The following is a 22,718-nucleotide window of genomic DNA, read 5'->3' on the forward strand; positions in this document are numbered from 1 at the left end:
AATGGAATCTAAAATAGTGTTTGACAGCGTATCATTATATTTTAATGATCATAAAAACTCTCGGGTAACTTTTAAAGAGTTATTTGCTAATATTTTTAAGTCTAGAGCTAATTTACCGAATTACACCGGTAAACATTTAGCCCTTAATAATGTAAACATAACCATTAGACATGGAGAAAGGTTAGGTGTTGTTGGTAGAAATGGTGCTGGTAAGAGTACCTTTCTGAAAACGTTATGCAAAATATATGCACCGTCTTCAGGCCAGATCAGAGTAAACGGCAATATTGCCCCATTATTGGAAATTGGTGCTGGATTTAATCCAGAGTTAAGCGGCCGTGAAAATATATATCTTAATGGGGCTATATTAGGACACTCAATACAAAAGCTGAAGACACTGGAAGATGAAATTATTGATTTTTCTGAGTTAAATGAATTTATTGATATACCTGTAAAATACTATTCAACTGGAATGTATCTCAAATTGGCATTTTCAATTGCTACGGCAGTTAAGCCAGATATTTTAGTTTTAGATGAATTATTTGCTGGTGGGGATGCGGAGTTTATTGCAAAGGCAAAACTCAGAATGTCAAAATTCATTGAAGACTCAAGTATTATGGTCTTTGTTTCTCACCAGTTAGAGTTGTTAGAAGAATTGTGTACCCGTGTAATTTGGATCGATAACGGAGAAGTTATTGCAGATGGTAAGCCAGAAGTAATTATCAAACAATATTTAAATAAATGATAAATGATAAATGATAAATGATAAATGATAATATGATAGATATAGTTATTGTTAGCCATGGTAATTATGAAGACTTAGTTAATATTTTTAATGAATTATCTGGTTGCGAGCAATGTAATATTTGGGTTAGAGATAATCTTTCAGAATACAAAGTTAGAGAACTGTGCTCACAGTACAGTATTAATTATAGTCCAGCTTTACGATGTGAAGGATTTGCTCTAAACAATAATATTATAGTTGAGGAGATTATTAGGAAGTATAATGCGCTTTGTACAAATAATGAATCACACTATGTGCTTTTTATGAATCCAGATGCCTTTATCACTAAGACTGCTCTAACATTACTGAATGAAAAGGTGCTCCAAAACCAGCCTGATATGTTTACTATCGATTTATACAAAGATAAATCATTTACAGTTAGAGACCCTGCAATAAGACGTTTCCCAACTGTAGCTACTTTCTTATGTTCATTCTTGATGAATAAGAATAATAGTATTTTAGATCGCAACAGTTTAATCGAAACTAGTAATCCTGATTGGTGTGCAAGTTCATTTTTCGGTATAAAGTTAAATCATTATATTGATTTGAATGGTTTCGATTCCCGTTTCTTTATGTACTGTGAAGATGTAGACCTCTGCTATCGTGCAAAGCAAAGAGGGCTAAATTTAACTTACTATCCTGATATATGCGGCATACATCGAGCAAATCACGGTAGTAAGAAAATTTTTTCTCAGAATTTTCTATGGCATTTTTCAAGTGCTATTCGCTATATCTGGTACAGAATAAATGAGCGCAGATAATAAAACGATAGTTTTAGGTATTCAACAAAACTATAAAATAGCAGCAGCGGTGTTGATAAAATCTCTAATCAAGAATAACCAAAACTCTATTTTTGATATTTTTATTCTAACAGATGCAGATCTGTCACAGTATTTCAATAAATTACATTTACCTAACTGTACGATAAATATTAAAGTTATTGATATAAGCGAAATTAAGAATATCGACTGTGGTCGTTTTGGACTTGGTACATTATATCGACTGTTAATGGATCAATACATACCTACAAACTTAGATAAGGTTTTATATTTAGATTCCGATATAATTGTTAATGGTAGTATCGATGATTTATTTGGAATTGAATTTAACGAACATGAATTAGTGGCTGCTGTGGAATGTAGTATATCCAAAGAACATATAAAAAAAATAAAAGTTAAAAGTAATAAAATATTTAATGCTGGAGTTATATTATTTTCATTTAATAGAGCATGCAATGCTGAGGTTTTCTCTCAAGCGCGAGATTATGTGATTGAAAATAATACCAGTTTCAATGATCAAGACGCATTAAATACTGTGCTCGATGGAAGAGTGAAATATATAAGTCCTAAGTGGAATTATGAATTATTTAGAGCTAAACGTGATCTGATTTATAACAAAGTTGATGCATCTAAAATCAATATAATTCATTATACCGGGAAAGATAAACCGTGGGATTACTATGATATAAACCCTTATTCCTATCTTTATCGTTTTTATTACAAAGAGTTATTTGATGAACCTATGAAATTTAATAATGTTTCACCATTTGCCAGACTAATAAAAACGCTCAAGTTGTATTTATATAAAAACTTCTTAACATCTCGTATGTATATACTCTTACAAAACATATTTAGAACGAGAGCTTAATGAAAATCTATGCAATATCATATGGGCATTATAAAGGTTGCTACAATGATAAAGTCGTGATTCCGATTCAGGCTGGGAGCGTTCTTGTTGATACAGATAAAATACAAATAAAAGACGCTGGACTGATAAATATTTCCGATAAAAATAGCACATATAATGAATTAACTGCTATTTATTGTGTCTGGAAAAATCCTGATCTTCAGTCGCCATTTATAGGAGTCTGTCATTATAGAAGATTTTTCGTTAGTGCAAAAGGCATGGATTTTTTTTTCTTAAGATTGTTAAGGAAAATACAACTGCCAAAGTGGTTTCTGAAAAAAACGTATAGTTATTTTCTTTCAAAAACAACAGCAACCCTTCTTGATAAATCAAATGATATTGATGCTATATTTCCATCAAAAATTAAACTTAAAATATCACTCCGAGAGCATTATTGCTTATTCCATGATTCAACTCATTACGAGGCTATGATGAAAGTCATCAAAAGAGACTTTTCATACCTTTATGATACAGCTGAAAAATGTAGTGATTCATGCTCAGGATACTTTTTTAATATGAGCATCCTGAAACAAGATTTATTTAATGAATACTGTCATGAGCTTTTTAAATTTGCATCTCTAGTGGAAGATGAACTGTCTTATAATTTGCCAGATAAAAAATCACGCTACATTGGGTATTTAAGTGAACGTTTTAGTAGTTTTTACTTTTACTATCTAATTAATCAAAATAAAATTTCTTATACGGAAATGAATGTTATGCTTATTAAAAGTGAGGTGTATTTGTGATAATTAATATTCAACCAATAATTATTCCAGATAGTGAAGTATGTAATGTTCGGTCTCTTTTTTTTAGAAGCGATGACTTGGTAGAATATGCGTCAGGTAAATTTACACCATTAATAACTTCATTAAGTTCAAAAATTTCATTTAATACCTATTTTAATAGTTTTTCTGCTGGTAAATGGATCAAACATACAAATATTGAAAAAGCATTTCTTCAATTAAACGTCTATGGTAAGGGTTTAATTAGAGTTATTAAATCTAAATTAGATTTAGATTCTATTAATGAGTCCACGGTAAATGAATATTTTTTCGAAACGAAAGAAGAGAAAGTTCTAAAAATTGATCTCCGACTTGATGATCTAACTTTTAAAGACACGATCAGCTTTGAAGCTTTCTTTACAACAAATGAGTCGTATATCAGTGAAGCTGGATATTGGGGCGAAATTAATGAGAGTAACATTAAACCTGTTAGCTTGGCGCTTGCTTCATGCACTTATAAAAAAGAAAAATATATAAATAAAACACTGTCTCTCATTGATAGATATATAATTGATTTACACCCAGATTATGATATAAAAACTTATATTGTCGATAATGGTGGTACTTTGGATTATGATATTTGTGAAAAATATAAACGTACCACTCTTGTGAAATCAGATAATCTGGGTGCTAGTGGTGGTTTTTCTCGTGCATTATATTGTGCTATTCAGAATAATGATACACACGTAGTATCACTAGATGATGATATTCTTCTAAATCCATACTCGGTGAGTTTATTATATAATTTTTTACAATGCCTTAAAACTGAATATAGTGACTATGCTATTGCTGGTGCTATGCTAATGTATGATAAACAGTATATGCAACATGATTCTGGCGCATATATTGAAAAAAATCGTTTGCATGGAATACATAGTAATCTCGATTTACGTAGTTATTACAATTGTTTATTGAATTCTGTACAAGAGTTTCATGATAAAACATTTAATGGCTTTTGGTTCTGTTGCTATCCTGTCCATTTATTAAGCTCCAAAGGGTTGGCATTTCCTTTCTTTATGAAAGGTGATGATGTCGAACTTGGGATTAGAATTTTCAATAAAAAAATGCTGTCATTGAATGGTATTTGCACTTGGCACGAAAGTTTCTATAAAAAATTTACGCCTGTTTATAGTAATATATATGAATTGAGAAATCTTCTCATAATTTATAGCACTCAGTTTAAAAATTATTCGGCTGTTGATGCCTGCACTTTATTTGTTAAACGCTCTTTAAAGGAATTATTCTTTTATAGATATAAAGGAGTGGTACTTAATTGCAAAGGAGTCGAATTATTTTTAAATGGTAGTGAAGGTATTAAAAATATCGACAATGCCACTATTGTAAAAGAGAATCAGATATACAAATTATTAGATCCGATTGATAGTGATTACAATTTCTCATATGAAGCCTACCTTCGCTCAATTTGTCCAAAGAAAGAGCATTTCGCAAAAAGAATTTTGCGACTTGTGACATTTAACGGAAATCTCCTTCCTGGTATTTTCTTGAAGAAGAATATTATCGTACCAACTGTCACCGCCTCAATGCGTAGTGTATTTGGATACCGTAATATTATTCATTACAATGCTGAAGAACATAAAATTTATGTTACTAAAAACTCTAAGATTGAGTTTTTAGGCGCAATATGGAATATTTCTAAGATAAGTATAAAAATTCTACTAAACTATAGGAAAATTAAAATAGATTATCTTGCTAACTTTTCTCAGTTGACTGCTATAGAGTCTTGGGAAGAAAAATTCAAACAGAGTGACAGGAAATAAGATGGCTGTTAAATACGATTATGTCATTATCGGTTGTGGTCTTTCCGGTATTGTATTAGCAAATAATATTGCTACTAAACTGAATAAAAAAGTACTCATAATTGAAAAGCGTGATCACATAGGTGGAAATTGCTATGACTACTATGATGAACATGGTGTTCTTGTCCATAAATATGGTCCGCATATATTTCATACAAATTACAAAGATGTATTTGATTACTTAGATCAATACACTGAATGGTTTGTTTATCAATTTCAGGCGCGTACTTTAATTGATGGTAAGAAGACTTACTTACCGTTCAATTTGAATACGATGAAAGATATTCTCGATGAAAACTTATATAGTGAAATTTCTCAAAAACTCATCGAAACTTATGGTTATGACAAAACGGTTCCAATCTTTGAGCTTAAAAAATCTAAAGATAAAAAAATTCAATGGTTAGCTGACTATATTTATGACAAGGTTTATGTCAATTACATTGCTAAACAGTGGAATCTCAAACCTGAAGAGCTTGATAAAAGTGTTCTTGAACGTGTTCCTGTTTATATTTCCCGTGATAATCGGTATTTTAAAGATAAATATCAGATTATGCCACGAGATGGTTACACGGTTATGTTTAATAAAATGCTGGCTAATAAAAATATCCATGTTTTGTTAAACGCAAATGCTGATGATTTCATCACTCTTACTGACGATAATCAGATTCAATATATGGGGGGGCGATTTGACGGTAAATTAATTTATACAGGTCAAATTGATCATCTTTTTGGGTATAAATATGGTGAACTTCCTTATCGTTCTTTACGGTTTGATTTCGTTAATTATACCAAAGAGTTCTTCCAGGAAGTCGCTATGGTAAGTTATCCAAATAACTACGATTTCACTCGAATTACTGAAAGTAAACACTTAACTGGTCAGGATTGCAAAACTACAACAGTAGTATATGAATACCCTCAAGATTATGATAAGAATGATCCTGATAAAGATGTGCCATATTATCCTGTACCTCGTGAGGAAAATCATCAACTTTATTCCAAATACTCGGAGTTAGCATCCAATTATAAATCGTTGATATTGGTTGGTCGCTTAGCTCAATATAAATATTATAATATGGACCAAATGATTAAAGTTGCTCTTGATACGTTCGTAGAAATTCAGGCTGGAGAGAAATAGTGAAAAATATTCTTATTATCGGTGGCTCAGGTTTTATGGGGGCCAATTTTACTGAGTATTTTCTTGGTAAAGGTTACAAAGTAATCAGTTTTAGTCGTTCGCCAATCCGTATTCAGCATGAAAATGTCATTAGCATTTGCGGCGATAGTCGCGATGCAGCTAAGATTGAGGAAATCTTTACTAATTATGATATTGATCTTGTAGTCTTCACTCTTACCAGTTTTTGGGTTGTGGATGGTGTGAGTTCTTATCAGGATTTGACGGCTATCAATTTAGCAGCTTTTATTGATGTTCTTAATATTATGAAGCGTAATAACGTAAATAATATTATTTACATTTCTTCTGGAGGCTCTATCTATGGTCAATCGGATAAACCGATTCCTGAGAATGCACCTCTTTGCCCTGTGAGTTTCTATGGCTGGATTAAAGAAGCCGCAGAGAGTTATCTTAAATATGAAGCACGAATTAATCCTGCCCTTAACTATTTGATTTTTAGGCCTTCAAATGTCTATGGTAAGTATCAGCAACTTAATCGTATTATCGGTGTGGCTCTGAAAAATACTTATCTTGGAATACCAATGAACATCTTTGGTGGTGCGGATACTAAGAAAGATTATATTTATATTGACGATTTCTGTGAGATCATTTTTGAAACAATTAATAAAGGTGTTTGGAATGAAACCTATAATATAGGTTCTGGTGTGGGTACCAGCATAAGAGATATTCTTGAGCTTGCACAAGAGGTTGTTAATAAGCCACTTTCAGTGGAGTACGGGAAGCAAAAAGAAGGTGACATTAGTTATAGCGTTCTAAACGTTGATAAAGTTAAAATGATATCAGGTAAGAATAACTTCATCAGTGTTAGAGATGGTATGGCTAAAATGTATCCATATGTTGTCGAAGAATTAGCTCGGTTAGAGCAGAAAAAATAATTTTTTGTGCCTTAAAACACCAATTGCTAAACGGTAAACTAGTTCTCTTATCGTTTGTTGGAGTAACATGTGATTTCAATACCAAGGCAGTTTGGCTACTTACTGCCTGGAGCTTACACCTGACAGGAGTTTTACATGTCTAAGCAACAAATCGGCGTCGTTGGTATGGCTGTGATGGGGCGCAACCTGGCGCTCAACATCGAAAGCCGTGGTTACACCGTGTCCGTTTTCAACCGCTCGCGTGAAAAAACGGAAGAGGTTATCGCCGAGAATCCGGGGAAAAAACTGGTTCCTTACTATACGGTAAAAGAGTTTGTTGAATCCCTTGAAACGCCTCGTCGTATCCTGTTAATGGTGAAAGCAGGCGCTGGCACTGATGCTGCTATCGACTCCCTGAAGCCATATCTGGATAAAGGTGACATCATTATTGATGGCGGTAATACGTTCTTCCAGGACACTATCCGTCGTAACCGTGAGCTCTCAGCTGAAGGATTTAACTTCATCGGTACCGGCGTCTCCGGTGGCGAAGAAGGTGCGCTGAAGGGACCATCTATTATGCCTGGTGGCCAGAAAGAAGCTTACGAGCTGGTTGCCCCAATCCTGACCAAAATCGCCGCTGTTGCAGAAGATGGTGAACCGTGTGTGACGTATATCGGTGCCGACGGTGCTGGTCACTATGTGAAGATGGTACACAACGGTATTGAGTACGGTGATATGCAACTGATTGCTGAAGCCTACTCATTATTGAAAGGTGGTTTGAACCTAAGCAACGAAGAACTGGCTAGCACCTTCACCGAGTGGAATAACGGCGAACTGAGTAGCTACCTGATCGATATCACCAAAGATATCTTCACTAAAAAAGATGAAGATGGTAAATATTTGGTGGATTTCATCCTGGATGAAGCGGCGAATAAAGGGACGGGTAAATGGACCAGCCAGAGCTCTCTGGATCTCGGTGAACCACTGTCTCTGATTACTGAGTCTGTGTTTGCACGTTACATCTCTTCACTGAAAGATCAGCGTGTTGCTGCCTCTAAAGTCCTGTCCGGTCCTAAAACTCAGCTTGCGGGTGATAAGGCAGAATTTATTGAGAAAGTGCGTCGTGCGCTGTACCTCGGTAAGATTGTGTCTTATGCTCAGGGCTTCTCACAGCTGCGTGCCGCATCTGACGAGCATAATTGGGATCTGAACTACGGCGAGATTGCAAAAATCTTCCGTGCGGGCTGCATCATCCGCGCGCAGTTCCTGCAGAAAATCACCGATGCCTATGCTAAAAACCCTGGTATCGCAAACCTGCTGCTCGACCCGTACTTCAAGAACATTGCCGATGAATACCAACAGGCGCTACGTGATGTTGTTGCGTATGCTGTGCAGAATGGTATCCCGGTACCGACATTCTCTGCTGCTGTCGCTTATTACGACAGCTACCGTGCAGAAGTGCTCCCTGCAAATCTGATTCAGGCCCAGCGTGACTACTTCGGTGCGCATACTTATAAACGTACTGATAAAGAAGGTGTTTTCCATACTGAATGGATGGAATAAGTCTTCTGACGTGCACTGGCCCGGTTTTTTGACCGGGCTTTTTTTTATCCCAAATCTTATTGATTTAAGTTGATTGCTTAATCTTTACTTAATATTTCTAGCGTACTCTGATAAAGAAAATCTGAATTGTTTTAACCTTCGTTGACACAATATTCAACAAAACGTTAAAACATTATTCTCTTATCAGGATGTACGACATCATGATTAATTATTAAGATAATACTGAGAGCATGAAATGAAAATCACCATTTCTGGTACCGGATATGTTGGCCTGTCAAATGGTCTTCTTATCGCCCAACATCATCAGGTCATTGCTCTGGACATAGTTCCTTCCCGTGTCGAGATGCTAAATAATCGGATATCTCCGATAGTTGATCAAGAAATTGAACAGTATCTGCAATCAAAAGATATAACATTCAGCGCTACCCTGGATAAGCACAAAGCTTATCAGAACGCAGAATTTGTCATTATTGCTACCCCAACAGATTACGATCCCAAAACTAATTATTTCGATACTAGCAGCGTCGAGTCAGTTATACAGGATGTTATTAAAATAAATCCAGATGCAGTAATGGTAATAAAATCGACGGTTCCTGTCGGTTTTACTCAATCGATGCGTCAAAAGTATAGCTCAGACAATATCATCTTTTCCCCAGAATTCCTGCGAGAGGGTAAAGCGCTATATGACAATTTGTACCCTTCACGCATTGTAATTGGTGAACGATCTTCCCGTGCTGAAACGTTTGCTGCACTGCTACAGGAAGGGGCTCTGAAGAAAGATATTCCGACCCTATTTACAGATTCAACTGAAGCCGAAGCTATCAAGCTCTTTGCAAATACCTATCTGGCGATGCGTGTTGCCTATTTTAACGAACTTGATAGCTATGCAGAAAGCCTGGGGCTTAATGCTCGACAGATCATCGAAGGGGTTTGTCTGGACCCGCGTATTGGTAACCATTACAACAATCCCTCATTCGGTTACGGTGGATACTGTCTGCCAAAAGACACTAAGCAATTACTCGCCAACTATAAATCTGTACCAAATAATATTATTTCAGCAATCGTTGATGCTAACCGGACGCGAAAAGACTTTATTGCTGATGCAATTATTTCACGAAAGCCAAAGGTCGTCGGTATTTATCGATTGATTATGAAAAGTGGCTCAGATAATTTCCGGGCATCGTCTATCCAGGGTATTATGAAGCGTATTAAAGCGAAAGGTATTCCGGTCATAATCTATGAGCCTGTATTGCCAGATGATAGTTTTTTCAATTCGCGGGTTGAGCGTGATCTGGCTAAATTTAAAAACGAGTCCGATGTTATAATCTCTAACCGGATGGCCGAAGAACTGTTGGATGTAGCCGATAAAGTCTATACCAGAGATTTATTCGGAAATGATTAAACGCTCAATTAAATAAAGATACCGGCATAGTGCCGGTATCTGTCTATTACTGATGTCTTTTGCGTAAATTCTCAATCACCGTCGTCAGGTCGAGGTCCTGATCCTGCAGCAGAACCAGCAGGTGATACATCAGATCAGAGGCTTCATTGGTCAGTTCGAAACGATCGTTCACGGTTGCGGCCAGCGCGGTCTCTACGCCTTCTTCACCCACTTTTTGCGCAATGCGTTTGGTGCCGCTGGCATACAGCTTCGCAGTGTAGGAGCTTGCCGGGTCAGCGGTTTTACGTTCGGCCAGTAGTTGCTCCAGTTGATACAGGAACAGCCACTGGTGGCTGGCATCACCAAAGCAGCTTGAGGTGCCTTTATGGCAGGTCGGGCCAATCGGGTTAACCAGCACCAGCAGGGTGTCGTTGTCGCAGTCGGGCGCGATGCTCACCACGTTCAGGAAGTGACCGGAGGTTTCACCCTTGGTCCACAGGCGCTGTTTGGTCCGCGAGAAAAAGGTCACTTTGCCGCTTTCAAGCGTTTTATCCAGTGCTTCCGGGTTCATATAACCCAGCATTAGTACCTCACCGGAAACCGCATGCTGCACGATGACTGGCATCAGTCCGTCGGTTTTTTCCCAGTCCAGCTCGCGGCATTGTTGCTTCGTTAACATATCCTGATCTCCACGCCCTGTGTTGCCAGGTACGCTTTTAATTCGCCAATATTAATAATTTGCTTGTGAAAGACGGAAGCGGCAAGCGCGCCGTCAACGTCGGCGTCCCGGAATGCTTCAAGGAAGTGTTCCATGGTGCCCGCGCCGCCGGAGGCAATCAGCGGTACATGGCAAACGTCGCGCACTTTTTTCAGTTGCTCCAGATCGTAGCCGTTACGCACGCCGTCCTGGTTCATCATGTTCAGGACGATTTCGCCTGCGCCGCGTTTTTGTACTTCCTGCACCCAGTCCAGCGTTTCCCACTGCGTGACGCGGGTACGGCTTTCATCCCCGGTATATTGATTAACATGATATTTGCCGGTTTCGGCGTCATACCAGGTATCAATGCCTACCACGATACACTGCACGCCAAAGCGGTCAGCCAGACGAGTGATAAGCTCCGGTTCGGCCAGCGCCGGGGAGTTGATAGAGATTTTATCCGCCCCGAAGGAGAGGATGCGCGCCGCATCGTCGATGGATTTAATGCCACCGGCAACGCAGAACGGAATATCGATCACTTCCGCCACGCGAGATACCCAGCTTTTATCCACTACGCGGCCATCGCTGGAGGCGGTGATATCGTAGAACACCAGTTCATCTGCGCCTTCATCGGCATAGCGTTTTGCCAGCGGGACAATGTCGCCAATAATCTCGTGATTGCGAAACTGGACGCCTTTTACCACCTGCCCATCACGAACGTCCAGACAAGGAATTATGCGTTTTGCCAGCATTGAATGGCCTCCTCAACGGTGAACTTACCTTCCAGCAGGGCGCGTCCGACGATCACGCCGCGTACGCCGGTTCCACGCAGGGCTGCTACGTCCTCGATCCCTCCAATGCCGCCAGATGACTGGAATGCTACCTGCTGATATTTGGCGCACACTTCTTCATAAAGCGCGACGTTTGAGCCAGCCAGCGTGCCGTCGCGGGAGATATCGGTGCACAGCACGTGCTTCAGGCCGACGGGTAAATAGGTCTCAACCAGTTCTTCCAGAGAAACCCCAGAATCTTCCTGCCAGCCGCTAACCGCTACCTGTTTATTTCCGCGCTCGTCAATACGAACGTCCAGCGCCAGTACCAGCGCGTCGGCGCCAAAACGGGCAAACCAGCCCTTGACTACCTCGGGGGATTTTACTGCCGTCGAACCTACCACCACGCGCGCCACGCCTGCGTCAAGCAGCGCCGCAACGTCCGCCTCAGTACGCACACCGCCGCCAACCTGTACCGGAACATTGACACCTGCGACCAGCGTTTTAATCAGTGGGATCTGCCGCTGCGCCGGGTCTTTCGCGCCAGTTAAATCAACCAGGTGCAGTACTTCGGCACCCTGAGCTGCGTAATCCTGTAAACGGGGGAGAGGATCGTTGCCATAATCACGTTGCGTTGCGTAATCGCCCTGATGAAGACGCACCACCGTGCCGTCGATTAAATCTAATGCCGGAATAATCATTACATCTCCAGAAAGTTTTTCAGCAACTGTGCCCCAGCCGCGCCCGAGCGTTCAGGGTGAAACTGCACGCCAAAGAAATTGTCCTTTTGTACTGCCGCGGTAAATGGTTCGCCGTAATGGCACTGGGCGATGGTCCACGGGTTCACCGGCATAGCATAGCTGTGTACAAAGTAGAAATACGCGCCATCTTCAATGCCCTGGAACAGACGATTTCCCGCCTGCGGATAGACGCGATTCCAGCCCATATGCGGCAGCGGCAGACCGAAATCGGTCATCTTCGGAACGTCCTGCTCAATAATGCCCAGCAGAGAGACACCGTTACTCTCTTCGCTGCGGCGGCCAAGCAGTTGCATGCCTAAACAGATCCCCAGTACCGGTTGCGTACAAGCTTTAATCAGTTCAATCAGTTCACGCTCGTGCAACTGGTCCATAGCCGCCTGAGCGGTACCGACGCCCGGCAGAAACAGTTTATCGGCACGCAGCACTACGTCCGGGTCACGGCTGACAACCGGGTCGTATCCATGGCGTGCGACGGCGGATTTCACCGAGTGCAGGTTGGCGCAGCCGGTATCAAGGATCACCACGTTCATTACAGCACTCCTTTCGAGGAGGGCAGCGTATCGCCTTCTACGCGAATAGCCTGACGCAGCGTACGACCAAAGGCTTTAAACAGGCTCTCCACACGGTGGTGGTCATTTTTCCCTTTGGTTTTCAGGTGCAAGGTGACACCCATGGTGTAAGAGAGTGAACGGAAGAAGTGTTCAATCATCTCTGTGCTCAGATCGCCAACGCGCTGGTAGGTAAACTCCGCGCGGTATTCCAGGTGCGGACGCCCCGAGATATCCAGCGCGCAACGTGCCAGGCACTCATCCATCGGCAGCACAAAACCAAAACGGTTGATACCGCGTTTATCGCCTAATGCCAGCTTTAAGGCTTCACCCAGCGCCAGACCGGTATCTTCAACGGTGTGGTGATCGTCAATATACAGATCGCCTTTGACGGCAATCTCCATGCGAAAACCGCCGTGGGTGGCGATTTGATCCAGCATGTGGTCAAAGAAGCCAACGCCGGTATTGATTTTGCTACGGCCTTCGCGGTCCAGCCAGACTTTGACGTCAATCTGCGTCTCTTTGGTATTGCGCTCAACGTGCGCGTAGCGGTCTCGCTTGGTCAACTGCTCGCCGATCATCGCCCAGTTCAGGGTGTCACGGTGGTAGCGTAATCCGCTAATGCCCATGTTTTCTGCGAGCTGAATATCGGTTGCCCGATCACCAATGACGTAGCTGTTTGCCACATCCATAGCCTGTTCAACCAGATACTGCTCAACCAGTTTCACTTTTGGCTTACGGCAATCACACGCGTCCGCTGGCAGGTGCGGGCAGATCAGCACCTCATCGAATGCTACGCCCTGAGAGGTGAATATTTGCATCATCAGGTTATGCGGACCGTCAAAATCGGCCTGCGGGAAGCTCTGCGTACCGAGTCCATCCTGGTTAGTAATCATCACCAGCTTAAAGCCGGCTTTTTGCAGCTTCAGCAAAACGGGAACGACGTCCGGCTCGAAGGCGAGTTTGTCAAAGCGATCGACCTGAAAGTCACTTGGCGGTTCGGAAATCAGGGTTCCATCACGGTCAATAAAAAGATACTTCTGGCTCATACTTGCTCCGCACGTAAGGCGTCAATGACGCGCTGGCTCTCTTCGCGGGTTCCGACAGTAATTCGCAGGCAGCCGCTTAATGAAGGTTGTTTATTCTGATCTCGTAAGATAATGCCCTGATCCCACAAAGATTTAAATACGCTGCTTGATGCGGTGAAGCGCGCCAGAACATAGTTGGTTTCAGAGTCGAAAACCTGCTCTACACAGCGAATGATTTTCAGGTTCTCCACCAGATACTGACGCTCTTGCAGGATCTGCTCTACGCGTTGGCGCATGGCGGAAATCCCTTGTGGCGTCAGCGCCTGGGCGGCAATATCCGCTACCGGGGTAGAAAGCGGGTAGGGGGCAATCACCTTTAACAGCAGATTGATAACCTCTTCATTCGCCAGCGTAAATCCGCAGCGTAAACCGGCGAGAGCAAATGCTTTAGACAGCGTACGTAATACTGCCAGATGCGGATACTCAGACAGCCAGCCTGCCAGCGTAGCCTGCGGACAAAACTCAATATAGGCCTCATCAGCGACCACGATGGCTTTACCCTGCGTCATTTCGAGCAGTGAACGTAGGTCCTGCGGATTTATCAGCTGGCCGGTTGGGTTATTGGGGCTACATACGTAGACCACTTTCACGCCATCAAGCTTGTCCGCGATGCCTTGTAAATCCAGCTGCCAGTTATCCAGGGTCGGGACGGTGCGGCATTCAACGCCAATCGTTTCGGCGCTGACGCTGTACATGCCGTAAGTCGGCGGACAGTAGAGAATGGCATCTTTACCGGGTTCGCAAAAAGCGCGCACCAGCAGTTCGATCCCTTCATCTGCGCCGCGGCTGACCAGCACCTGCTCTGGTTTGACGCCAGCATACTGCGCGTAATTCTCAATTACGGCTTTCGGCTGACACTCCGGATAGCGGTTCAGCGTCTGCTGGCGTAGCTGGAACTCAACGGCGGTTGGGTACTCATTCGCGTTGAGCCACACGTCCCCGTTACCGCCAAGACGACGGGCAGACTGATAGGGCGTTAACTCGCGAACATTCTTACGGGCTAAATCAGTGACGCTGAGAAAGTTGTCAGTGCTCATGCTTGCTCCTTCAGGGCGTTAACGCGCAGGGTGACGGCATTTTTGTGGGCAGTCAGTCGTTCAGCAGCGGCCAGTGTTTCAATGGTGGAGGCCAGGGCAGAGAAACCTTGGGGAGTTAATTCCTGTACCGTCATCCGTTTCTGGAAATCAGCCAGCCCAAGGCTTGAGCAGGTTGCGGTATAGCCGTAGGTCGGAAGAACGTGGTTGGTGCCGGAAGCATAGTCGCCAGCCGACTCAGGAGACCAGTCACCCAGGAATACCGAACCAGCGCTGGTGATATCGTCAACCAGTTCACGCGCGTTACGGGTCTGAATAATCAGGTGCTCCGGGCCGTAGGCGTTAGAGATGGCCACGCATTGCTCAAGATCTCTGGCGACGATCAGTCGACTGGCGGCGAGCGCCTGACGTGCGGTGTCGGCGCGGGAAAGCTCGGCAAGCTGGCGTTCAACGGCTTTGGCCACGCCTTCGGCAAGCGTAGCGTCTGGCGTCAGCAGGATAACCTGCGAGTCGGGGCCGTGTTCGGCCTGAGAGAGCAGGTCGGAAGCAACAAAGTCAGGCGTCGCGCCGCTGTCGGCAATAACCAGCACTTCAGACGGGCCCGCAGGCATGTCGATAGCCGCGCCGTCAAGACGCTGGCTGACCTGACGTTTGGCTTCGGTCACATACGCATTGCCTGGCCCGAAGATTTTATCGACCTTAGGAATAGATTCGGTACCCAGCGCCAGCGCGGCAATGGCCTGCGCGCCGCCCACGTTGAACACCTCTTTTACGCCACACAGTTGCGCGGCGTAGAGGATTTCATCGGCAATCGGCGGCGGTGAGCAGAGCACCACTTTTTTGCAGCCGGCGATACGCGCCGGGGTCGCCAGCATTAATACGGTAGAGAAGAGCGGTGCCGATCCCCCAGGAATATACAGCCCCACGGAGGCGATAGGGCGAGTAATCTGCTGGCAGCGCACGCCAGGCTGAGTTTCAATATCCACCGGCGGCAGAATTTGCGCGGTGTGGAACGCATCAATATTACGCACCGCCGCCTGCATGGCTTGTTTCAGCTCGTCGCTCAGGCGGCTACTGGCTTGCTGAATTTCTTCTTCGGTGACGCGCAGCGCGCCGACCTCGGTTTTGTCAAACTTAGCACTGTATTCACGCAGCGCCCGGTCGCCGTTATTTTTGACGTTCTCAAGAATCTCGGCCACCGTGCGGCTGATGCTTTCAGAGGCGGATATCGCCGGGCGCATCAGCAGTTCGCGCTGCTGCTCGGGGCTACAGCTATTCCAGTCGATCAGGGTATTGAAGCTCATGGCTATCACTCCATCATCTTCTCAATCGGCAGCACCAGAATGGAGCTGGCGCCAAGCGCTTTCAGTTTTTCCATCGTTTCCCAGAACAGGGTTTCGCTGCTGACCATGTGCATGGCTACGCGCTGTTGGTCACCTGCCAGTGGCAGAATGGTAGGGCGCTCAGCGCCTGGCAGCAGGGCGATGACTTCGTCCAGACGTTCGCTCGGCGCGTGCATCATGATGTATTTTGATTCACGTGCCTGAATAACCCCCTGAATACGGGTCAGCAGTTTGTCGATCAGTTGTTGCTTGGCTTCGGCCATTTCGCCGTCGCGCTGAATCAGGCAGGCTTTAGAGCGGTAAATCACTTCCACTTCACGCAGACCGTTGGCTTCAAGCGTTGCTCCGGTTGACACCAGATCGCAAATCGCATCAGCCAGACCTGCGCGGGGAGCGACTTCTACAGAGCCGTTTAACAGACAGGATTTAAACGACACCCCTTTTTGATCAAGATAACGTTTAAGCAGGTGTGGGTAAGAGGTAGCGATACGCTTACCGTTCAGCGCTGCCGGGCCATCCCAGGCTTCATCAACCGGGGTAGCCAGCGAAAGACGGCAACCGCCGAAGTCCAGACGACGCAGGGTAAAATAGCGCGGATCTTCACCCTGTGCCCGGCGGTTGAGCAGTTCCTCTTCGAGAACGTTTTCCCCGATGATGCCGAGATCTACGACGCCGTCCATCACCAGACCCGGGATATCGTCATCACGCACGCGCAGAATATCGATCGGCATATTCTCAGCCATCGCGATCAGGCGCTGGGTGTGAAGATTAATTTTAATGCCGCAACGGGCCAGCAATTCGCGTGAATCATCGCTTAAACGACCTGATTTCTGCATAGCTATGCGTAAACGGGTGTTATCTAACATTCTTTATTCCTCGTTATCCTGTCTGAATCAGTTTGGGTCACGCACAAAAAAAAGCCCCCGGAAGAAATCTTCCGGGGGCTTTCTCATACGCTCATGCACCGCTGGAAGATTTAAATGTCTCCCAGCACACATCGCCTGAAAGACTAGTCAGGATGATGGTGATGATGGTGCTTGAATTGAGCGCGTGTCATAAATTTTCTCGATGAATGTTTATTCATTTGATGTCTTTTAACCTAAACCACTTTAGCTACGGAAAGCAAGGGCTTTTTTTGATCATTAATTCATTTCATATTGATACTATGAATTGTCAGCCACTGTGGGCTAGCGTAGCCTTGCGTTATAGGCCAAAAGTCAGGAGAGAAGGCATGAAAAAGGTCGCAATTGTCGGTTTAGGTTGGTTAGGCATGCCGTTAGCTATGTCGCTGGCGGCTAGAGGCTGGCAGGTTACCGGCAGCAAAACCACATTGGATGGGGTGGAAGCGGCCCGCATGAGTGGTATAGAGAGTTACTCGCTGCGCCTGGAGCCTGAACTGGTTTGTGAGACAGACGATCTCGACGCACTGATGGACGCCGACGCGCTGGTTATTACGCTACCTGCGCGCCGTAGCGGTCCGGGGGAGACATTTTACCTGCAGGCTATGCAGGAGCTGGTCGACAGTGCGCTGGCGTACCGCATCCCGCGGATTATTTTTACCAGTTCGACGTCGGTCTATGGCGATGCACAAGGCATCGTGAAAGAAGGGACTCAGCGTAACCCGGTCACGGCAAGTGGTCGCGTTTTGAAAGAACTTGAAGACTGGTTGCACAATTTACCCGGCACTTCGGTGGATATTTTGCGCCTGGCCGGACTTGTCGGCCCGGGAAGACATCCCGGTCGTTTTTTCGCTGGCAAGACGGCGCCAGATGGACACCATGGCGTCAATCTGGTGCATCTGGATGATGTGGTTTCCGCCATCTCTTTGCTGCTGCAAGCGCCAAAAGGGGGACACATCTATAATATATGTGCGCCTATGCATCCGGCGCGCAATGTGTTCTATCCACAGATGGCCCGCCAGTTGGGGATGGAGCCGCCGGAATTTCGTGGCAATGAGGATAACGGTAAAGGTAAAGTCATTGATGGCAACCGTATTTGTAACGAGCTTGGGTTTGAGTACCAGTATCCTGACCCGCTGGTGATGCCGATGGAGTGACAGACCAGCAGAGTGCCGCTGATACCGCCAGGGGGCGAGTATGAAACCACTGCTGGACGTTCTTATCATCCTCGATGCGTTGGAAAAAGAGGGCAGTTTCGCTGCGGCGTCGGCAAAATTGTTTAAGACGCCGTCTGCGCTGAGCTACACCGTCCATAAGCTGGAAAGCGATCTTAATATTCAGCTACTCGATCGCAGCGGACATCGGGCTAAGTTTACCCGTACCGGGCAGATGCTGCTGGAAAAGGGGCGGGAGGTGTTGCACACCGTCCGCGAACTCGAAAAGCAGGCGATTAAACTTCACGAAGGCTGGGAGAATGAACTGGTTATTGGCGTAGATGATACGTTTCCCTTTTCGCTGCTGGCCCCACTCATCGAATCTTTCTATCAACACCACAGTGTGACGCGCCTGAAATTTATCAATGGCGTGCTGGGCGGCTCCTGGGATGCCCTCACTCAGGGGCGGGCGGATATTATTGTCGGCGCCACACATGAGCCGCCTGCCGCGAGCGAATTTGGCTTTGCGCAGCTAGGGGTTCTGGAGCAGGTGTTTGTGGTTGCGTCGCATCATCCGCTGGCGCAGGAACAGGAGCCGTTGAATCGTCGCACTATTCGGCGTTTTCGCGCGATTGTGGTGGGCGACAATGCACAGCATGCCAACGTCTCCGGCTCCCAGGTGCTTGACGATCAGGAAGCCATCACCGTTTTTGACTTCAAAACCAAGCTGGAACTGCAAATCAGTGGTCTGGGATGCGGCTATATTCCGCGCTACCTGGCACAGCGATTTCTGGAAAGTGGCGCTCTGATTGAGAAAAAGGTGGTCGCACAAATTATCTTTGAACCTGTGTGGATAGGTTGGAATGAACAGACTGCCGGGTTGGCCAGTGCCTGGTGGCGGGATGAGATTTTAGCAAATAGTGCTATTGCGGGGGTGTATGTTAAAACGGCTGCTGATAAATCAATCAGTTAAGAAAAAATATTCTTTTGTAGTAGCTTCAATCTCTTGTTATTTCTCTCCAAATTAGTGCAAAATACGCCGCTTGCAAAAAATGACATTAACCGACGTTTTAATACGCGTCGGTTATTTTTTTGCATCAAACCAATCATTCATAAAAGAGGCCGGGCTTCGTACCGGATAGATACTTACTTAAAAATCGACAGTTGTTGTCGCTGAGGATTAACAAAAAATGGGGCAATTTTTTGCTTACGCGACGGTTTTCGCCGTAATGGGGGATAACCATGTCGCATAACGCTACTCCAAACACCTCTCGCGTGGAATTACGTAAAACGCTTACGCTGGTTCCGGTTGTCATGATGGGCCTTGCCTATATGCAGCCGATGACGCTGTTCGATACATTCGGTATCGTATCAGGAATGACCGATGGTCACGTCCCGACAGCTTACGCCTTTGCACTGATCGCCATCCTCTTTACCGCACTGAGCTACGGTAAACTGGTGCGTCGCTATCCGTCTGCAGGCTCTGCCTACACTTACGCCCAGAAATCCATTAGCCCGACCGTTGGCTTTATGGTGGGTTGGTCATCACTGCTGGACTACCTGTTCGCACCGATGATCAACATTCTGTTGGCGAAAATTTATTTTGAAGCTCTGGTGCCGTCGATACCGTCATGGATATTCGTGGTGGCGCTGGTGGCCTTTATGACTGCCTTTAACCTGCGCAGCCTGAAATCTGTTGCGAATTTCAACACCGTCATCGTGTTGTTGCAGGTGGTGCTGATTGCAGTGATCCTCGGCATGGTCGTTTATGGCGTGTTCGAAGGGGAAGGTGCCGGTACGCTGGCGAGCAGCCGTCCGTTCTGGTCAGGTGATGCGCATGTGATCCCGATGATCACGGGAGCGACTATCCTGTGCTTCTCGTTCACCGGTTTTGACGGTATCAGCAACCTGTCTGAAGAAACCAAAGACGCTGAACGTGTGATCCCGCGGGCGATTTTCCTGACCGCGCTGATTGGTGGCCTGATCTTTATCGTCTCCACCTATCTGTTGCAGCTGTACTTCCCGGATATCTCACGCTTCAAGGATCCGGACGCTTCGCAGCCGGAAATCATGCTGTATGTCGCTGGTAAGTTCTTCCAGGTCGGCGCGCTGATTTTCTCTACCATTACCGTACTGGCGTCAGGTATGGCGGCGCATGCAGGCGTAGCGCGTCTGATGTATGTGATGGGGCGTGACGGTGTGTTCCCGAAAAGTTTCTTCGGTTATGTCCACCCGAAATGGCGTACTCCGTCCATGAACATCATTCTGGTTGGTGCGATTGCTCTGCTGGCAATTAACTTCGACCTGGTGATGGCGACGGCGCTGATTAACTTCGGTGCGCTGGTGGCGTTTACCTTCGTTAACCTGTCGGTGATCTCCCAGTTCTGGATCCGTGAGAAGCGTAACAAGACGCTGAAAGACCACTTCCAGTATCTGTTCCTGCCAATGTGCGGTGCGCTGACCGTTGGTGCGCTGTGGGTGAACCTGGAAGAGAGCTCAATGGTTCTGGGTCTGATCTGGGCCGCTATTGGTCTGATTTACCTGGCTTGCGTGACCAAAAGCTTCCGTAACCCGGTGCCACAGTACGACGAAGATATCGCGTAATAGCTGTATTTAGATAAAAAAAACCGGAGACATGTTCTCCGGTTTTTTTATACGTGGGAGTTATACAATCTCTTGCGCATACTGCCAGAGTGACTTCAGCAGCATCAGTTTCTCTTTGTTATCTGCATATTGCAGGCTCAGCATCTGCAATTCATTGGCGTAATTTTGCAAAAACTCCGGCGTGAATATTTGACGACGATGGTCCAGCCAGCGCTGCTGTTCGGCTTCATCCAGCGTTCCAGGGAAGTTACGTGCGCGGTAGTTAAACAGCAGCTTTTCAATGCGCTTATCGACAAAGGAGATATCCAGCGCCGGTAAATTGCGCGGCTCAGTTTCCAGAACGATTTTCATCGCGGCACGATCGGCATCGCTGAAAAAACCATTGTACAACTGTGCGTCTACGTTATCTGATGGCGTAAAGGGTTCCGCATCGGCGAAGATGGCCACCACTTTGTCGCGAACCTGCGGGTTTTCGCGCAGTATTTTGAGATTATCCAGACAATGCTGGCGGTTAATGCCAAGGCGATCGGCATCTTCCGGGCGCAAGGTATTCGCCTGTGCCAGTACCGGGCATTTGTTGATGTGCACCAGTTTAACTGGCACGGCTGGGTTATCTCCCAGATCAGCTTTAGCAGTGTAGAGCCGCTCACGCAGCGCGTCGCTGTCCAGTTCGAGCAGCGGTGAAATATCACCGGCTAAGTCGACCATAATCACCGCGTTGCGATTCTCAGGATGCCAGGCTAAAGGCGCCACCCAACTGGTGTTGCCGCGCCATGCGCCGAACATCCCCGAAACATGGACCAGCGGCTTCATTTGCGGGACATCAATCAGTGCGGCCAGCTTGTGCTTATTGCGATGGCTGTAGAGATAATCAAACAGGCGCGGCTGGCGCGACTTCACTAATTGCGCCATCGCAATTGTGGCGTATACGTCGGCCATCGCATCGTGGGCATTGGCATGTTCAATACCGTTGGCTTTGGTCAAATGCTCCAGGCGAAAGCTGGGTAAGCCGTCGTCGTTTTCCGGCCAGTTAATTCCTTCAGGACGCAAGGCATAGCTGGCGCGCATCACATCCAGCAGATCCCAGCGTGAATTATCGTTCTGCCAGCTCCAGGCGTAGGGATCGTAGAAATTGCGATACAGGATGTTGCGCGTCACTTCATCATCGAAGCGCACGTTGTTATAGCCCAGGATACAGGTTTTCGGCACGGTGAACAGGGCGTGGATGCGCGCAGCAAAAGCGGCTTCATTTTCTCCTTTTTCACGCGCTTCCTGCGGTGTGATACCGGTTATCAGCACCGCCTCAGGCTGCGGCAGATAGTCATCTGCGGGTTTGCAATAAAAGACTTCAGGTTCACCGATAATGTTGAAATCGCTATCTGTGCGGATAGCCGCAAATTGCGCGGGTCTGTCCAGCGCCGGATGGGTACCAAAGGTCTCGTAATCGTGAAAGAGAAAACCAGGTTGCTGCTTGCCGTCATTCATTGTTCAGTTATGTCCGGGATCAATTTAGCGCTCGTCCAAGAATACCAAAAAATAGCGAGGTAATCAGCAAAGCGATTATCAATGCTGAATGATGTACGCAATAAAATTGAGATGAACAGGCTTTAATAGAATTGATTAATAAATTTTGCACTGTTAAGGGAAATTACTGGAATAAATTGTCTGAAATCTATGAGCTGATAAATAATATAAATGAGAACCATTATTGTTATTTGGTGCTGATTTGTTGTGTTCTGGAAATTTTAAAATTCTTTTATAAAC

22 protein-coding genes, 1 pseudogene and 1 other annotated feature are annotated in these 22,718 nt (G+C 45.4%); of the genes and pseudogenes, 13 read left to right on the forward strand and 10 right to left on the reverse strand.

Features of this window, described 5'->3' with window-relative positions; all coding sequences use genetic code 11:
* The first annotated feature begins 1 nt into the window (after window position 1).
* The 9 genes from HV345_RS09180 to ugd all read left to right on the forward strand — a co-directional run bounded on the left by HV345_RS09180 (window position 2) and on the right by ugd (window position 10,077).
* Complete coding sequence (locus HV345_RS09180; protein ID WP_101700032.1) at window positions 2-742, forward strand: ABC transporter ATP-binding protein; 741 nt, start codon at window positions 2-4, stop codon at window positions 740-742.
* A 17-nt stretch (window positions 743-759) separates the two neighbouring features.
* Window positions 760-1,542 (forward strand): glycosyltransferase family 2 protein, encoded by a 783-nt coding sequence (locus HV345_RS09185; RefSeq protein WP_181636531.1) that lies wholly within the window; start codon window positions 760-762, stop codon window positions 1,540-1,542.
* Window positions 1,529-2,428: a glycosyltransferase family 8 protein gene (locus HV345_RS09190; RefSeq protein WP_181636532.1), complete on the forward strand. Its 900-nt coding sequence runs from the start codon at window positions 1,529-1,531 to the stop codon at window positions 2,426-2,428. The genes HV345_RS09185 and HV345_RS09190 overlap by 14 nt, the downstream gene beginning before the upstream one ends.
* Window positions 2,428-3,213, forward strand: a complete 786-nt coding sequence (locus tag HV345_RS09195) for a DUF4422 domain-containing protein (protein WP_181636533.1) — start codon at window positions 2,428-2,430, stop codon at window positions 3,211-3,213. Before HV345_RS09190 ends, HV345_RS09195 begins: the two co-directional genes overlap by 1 nt.
* Entirely contained in the window at window positions 3,210-5,027 is a 1,818-nt protein-coding gene (locus tag HV345_RS09200; protein ID WP_181636534.1) for a glycosyltransferase, read from the forward strand. Before HV345_RS09195 ends, HV345_RS09200 begins: the two co-directional genes overlap by 4 nt.
* Before the next feature lies 1 nt (window position 5,028).
* Window positions 5,029-6,201, forward strand: coding sequence for a UDP-galactopyranose mutase (gene glf / locus HV345_RS09205; RefSeq protein WP_181636535.1), 1,173 nt, complete (start codon window positions 5,029-5,031; stop codon window positions 6,199-6,201).
* Entirely contained in the window at window positions 6,201-7,133 is a 933-nt protein-coding gene (locus HV345_RS09210) for an NAD-dependent epimerase/dehydratase family protein (protein WP_101700027.1), read from the forward strand. The genes glf and HV345_RS09210 overlap by 1 nt, the downstream gene beginning before the upstream one ends.
* Window positions 7,134-7,268: 135 nt before the next feature.
* Window positions 7,269-8,675: an NADP-dependent phosphogluconate dehydrogenase gene (gene gndA / locus HV345_RS09215; RefSeq protein WP_016153561.1), complete on the forward strand. Its 1,407-nt coding sequence runs from the start codon at window positions 7,269-7,271 to the stop codon at window positions 8,673-8,675.
* A gap of 235 nt (window positions 8,676-8,910) precedes the next feature.
* Window positions 8,911-10,077, forward strand: coding sequence for a UDP-glucose 6-dehydrogenase (ugd, locus tag HV345_RS09220; RefSeq protein WP_181636536.1), 1,167 nt, complete (start codon window positions 8,911-8,913; stop codon window positions 10,075-10,077).
* Between the two features lie 46 nt (window positions 10,078-10,123).
* Here ugd and hisIE read toward each other — a convergent pair whose 3' ends face one another.
* From hisIE to hisL, 9 genes are all read right to left on the reverse strand, one after another.
* Window positions 10,124-10,735: a bifunctional phosphoribosyl-AMP cyclohydrolase/phosphoribosyl-ATP diphosphatase HisIE gene (hisIE, locus tag HV345_RS09225; RefSeq protein ID WP_000956425.1), complete on the reverse strand. Its 612-nt coding sequence runs from the start codon at window positions 10,733-10,735 to the stop codon at window positions 10,124-10,126.
* Window positions 10,729-11,505, reverse strand: a complete 777-nt coding sequence (gene hisF, locus HV345_RS09230; RefSeq protein WP_019077116.1) for an imidazole glycerol phosphate synthase subunit HisF — start codon at window positions 11,503-11,505, stop codon at window positions 10,729-10,731. Before hisF ends, hisIE begins: the two co-directional genes overlap by 7 nt.
* Entirely contained in the window at window positions 11,487-12,224 is a 738-nt protein-coding gene (gene hisA / locus HV345_RS09235) for a 1-(5-phosphoribosyl)-5-[(5-phosphoribosylamino)methylideneamino]imidazole-4-carboxamide isomerase (protein ID WP_047415448.1), read from the reverse strand. The genes hisF and hisA overlap by 19 nt, the downstream gene beginning before the upstream one ends.
* Window positions 12,224-12,814 (reverse strand): imidazole glycerol phosphate synthase subunit HisH, encoded by a 591-nt coding sequence (gene hisH / locus HV345_RS09240; RefSeq protein ID WP_003030129.1) that lies wholly within the window; start codon window positions 12,812-12,814, stop codon window positions 12,224-12,226. The genes hisA and hisH overlap by 1 nt, the downstream gene beginning before the upstream one ends.
* Window positions 12,814-13,881: a bifunctional histidinol-phosphatase/imidazoleglycerol-phosphate dehydratase HisB gene (gene hisB, locus HV345_RS09245; RefSeq protein WP_016153556.1), complete on the reverse strand. Its 1,068-nt coding sequence runs from the start codon at window positions 13,879-13,881 to the stop codon at window positions 12,814-12,816. The genes hisH and hisB overlap by 1 nt, the downstream gene beginning before the upstream one ends.
* Window positions 13,878-14,957, reverse strand: coding sequence for a histidinol-phosphate transaminase (hisC, locus tag HV345_RS09250; protein WP_181636537.1), 1,080 nt, complete (start codon window positions 14,955-14,957; stop codon window positions 13,878-13,880). The genes hisB and hisC overlap by 4 nt, the downstream gene beginning before the upstream one ends.
* Window positions 14,954-16,258 carry a histidinol dehydrogenase gene (gene hisD / locus HV345_RS09255; RefSeq protein ID WP_046275333.1) on the reverse strand — a complete coding sequence of 435 codons (1,305 nt, stop codon included), beginning with the start codon at window positions 16,256-16,258 and terminating at the stop codon, window positions 14,954-14,956. The genes hisC and hisD overlap by 4 nt, the downstream gene beginning before the upstream one ends.
* A gap of 5 nt (window positions 16,259-16,263) precedes the next feature.
* Window positions 16,264-17,163 carry an ATP phosphoribosyltransferase gene (gene hisG / locus HV345_RS09260; RefSeq protein WP_003834191.1) on the reverse strand — a complete coding sequence of 300 codons (900 nt, stop codon included), beginning with the start codon at window positions 17,161-17,163 and terminating at the stop codon, window positions 16,264-16,266.
* A 45-nt stretch (window positions 17,164-17,208) separates the two neighbouring features.
* Window positions 17,209-17,331, reverse strand: a sequence feature (His leader region).
* Window positions 17,307-17,354 (reverse strand): his operon leader peptide, encoded by a 48-nt coding sequence (hisL, locus tag HV345_RS09265; protein WP_100250077.1) that lies wholly within the window; start codon window positions 17,352-17,354, stop codon window positions 17,307-17,309. (Overlaps the previous feature by 25 nt.)
* A 174-nt stretch (window positions 17,355-17,528) precedes the next feature.
* Here hisL and HV345_RS09270 point away from each other — a divergent pair, with 174 nt between their 5' ends.
* The 4 genes and pseudogenes from HV345_RS09270 (at window position 17,529) to plaP (ending at window position 20,954) form a co-directional block, all read left to right on the forward strand.
* Window positions 17,529-18,353: an SDR family oxidoreductase gene (locus tag HV345_RS09270; RefSeq protein ID WP_075848377.1), complete on the forward strand. Its 825-nt coding sequence runs from the start codon at window positions 17,529-17,531 to the stop codon at window positions 18,351-18,353.
* 40 nt (window positions 18,354-18,393) lie between these two features.
* Window positions 18,394-19,378: pseudogene (locus tag HV345_RS09275) on the forward strand (LysR substrate-binding domain-containing protein).
* A 162-nt stretch (window positions 19,379-19,540) separates the two neighbouring features.
* Complete coding sequence (gene yoeI, locus HV345_RS26670; protein WP_099045591.1) at window positions 19,541-19,603, forward strand: membrane protein YoeI; 63 nt, start codon at window positions 19,541-19,543, stop codon at window positions 19,601-19,603.
* Window positions 19,593-20,954 carry a putrescine/proton symporter PlaP gene (plaP, locus tag HV345_RS09285; RefSeq protein WP_016153551.1) on the forward strand — a complete coding sequence of 454 codons (1,362 nt, stop codon included), beginning with the start codon at window positions 19,593-19,595 and terminating at the stop codon, window positions 20,952-20,954. Before yoeI ends, plaP begins: the two co-directional genes overlap by 11 nt.
* Before the next feature lie 60 nt (window positions 20,955-21,014).
* On the opposite strand, the gene sbcB is transcribed toward plaP, so the two are convergent.
* Window positions 21,015-22,439: an exodeoxyribonuclease I gene (sbcB, locus tag HV345_RS09290; RefSeq protein ID WP_181636538.1), complete on the reverse strand. Its 1,425-nt coding sequence runs from the start codon at window positions 22,437-22,439 to the stop codon at window positions 21,015-21,017.
* Window positions 22,440-22,718: the final 279 nt, after the last annotated feature.

This window comes from Citrobacter sp. RHBSTW-00986, assembly GCF_013783065.1.
In the GTDB taxonomy this organism is placed as follows: Bacteria; Pseudomonadota; Gammaproteobacteria; order Enterobacterales; family Enterobacteriaceae; genus Citrobacter; species Citrobacter braakii.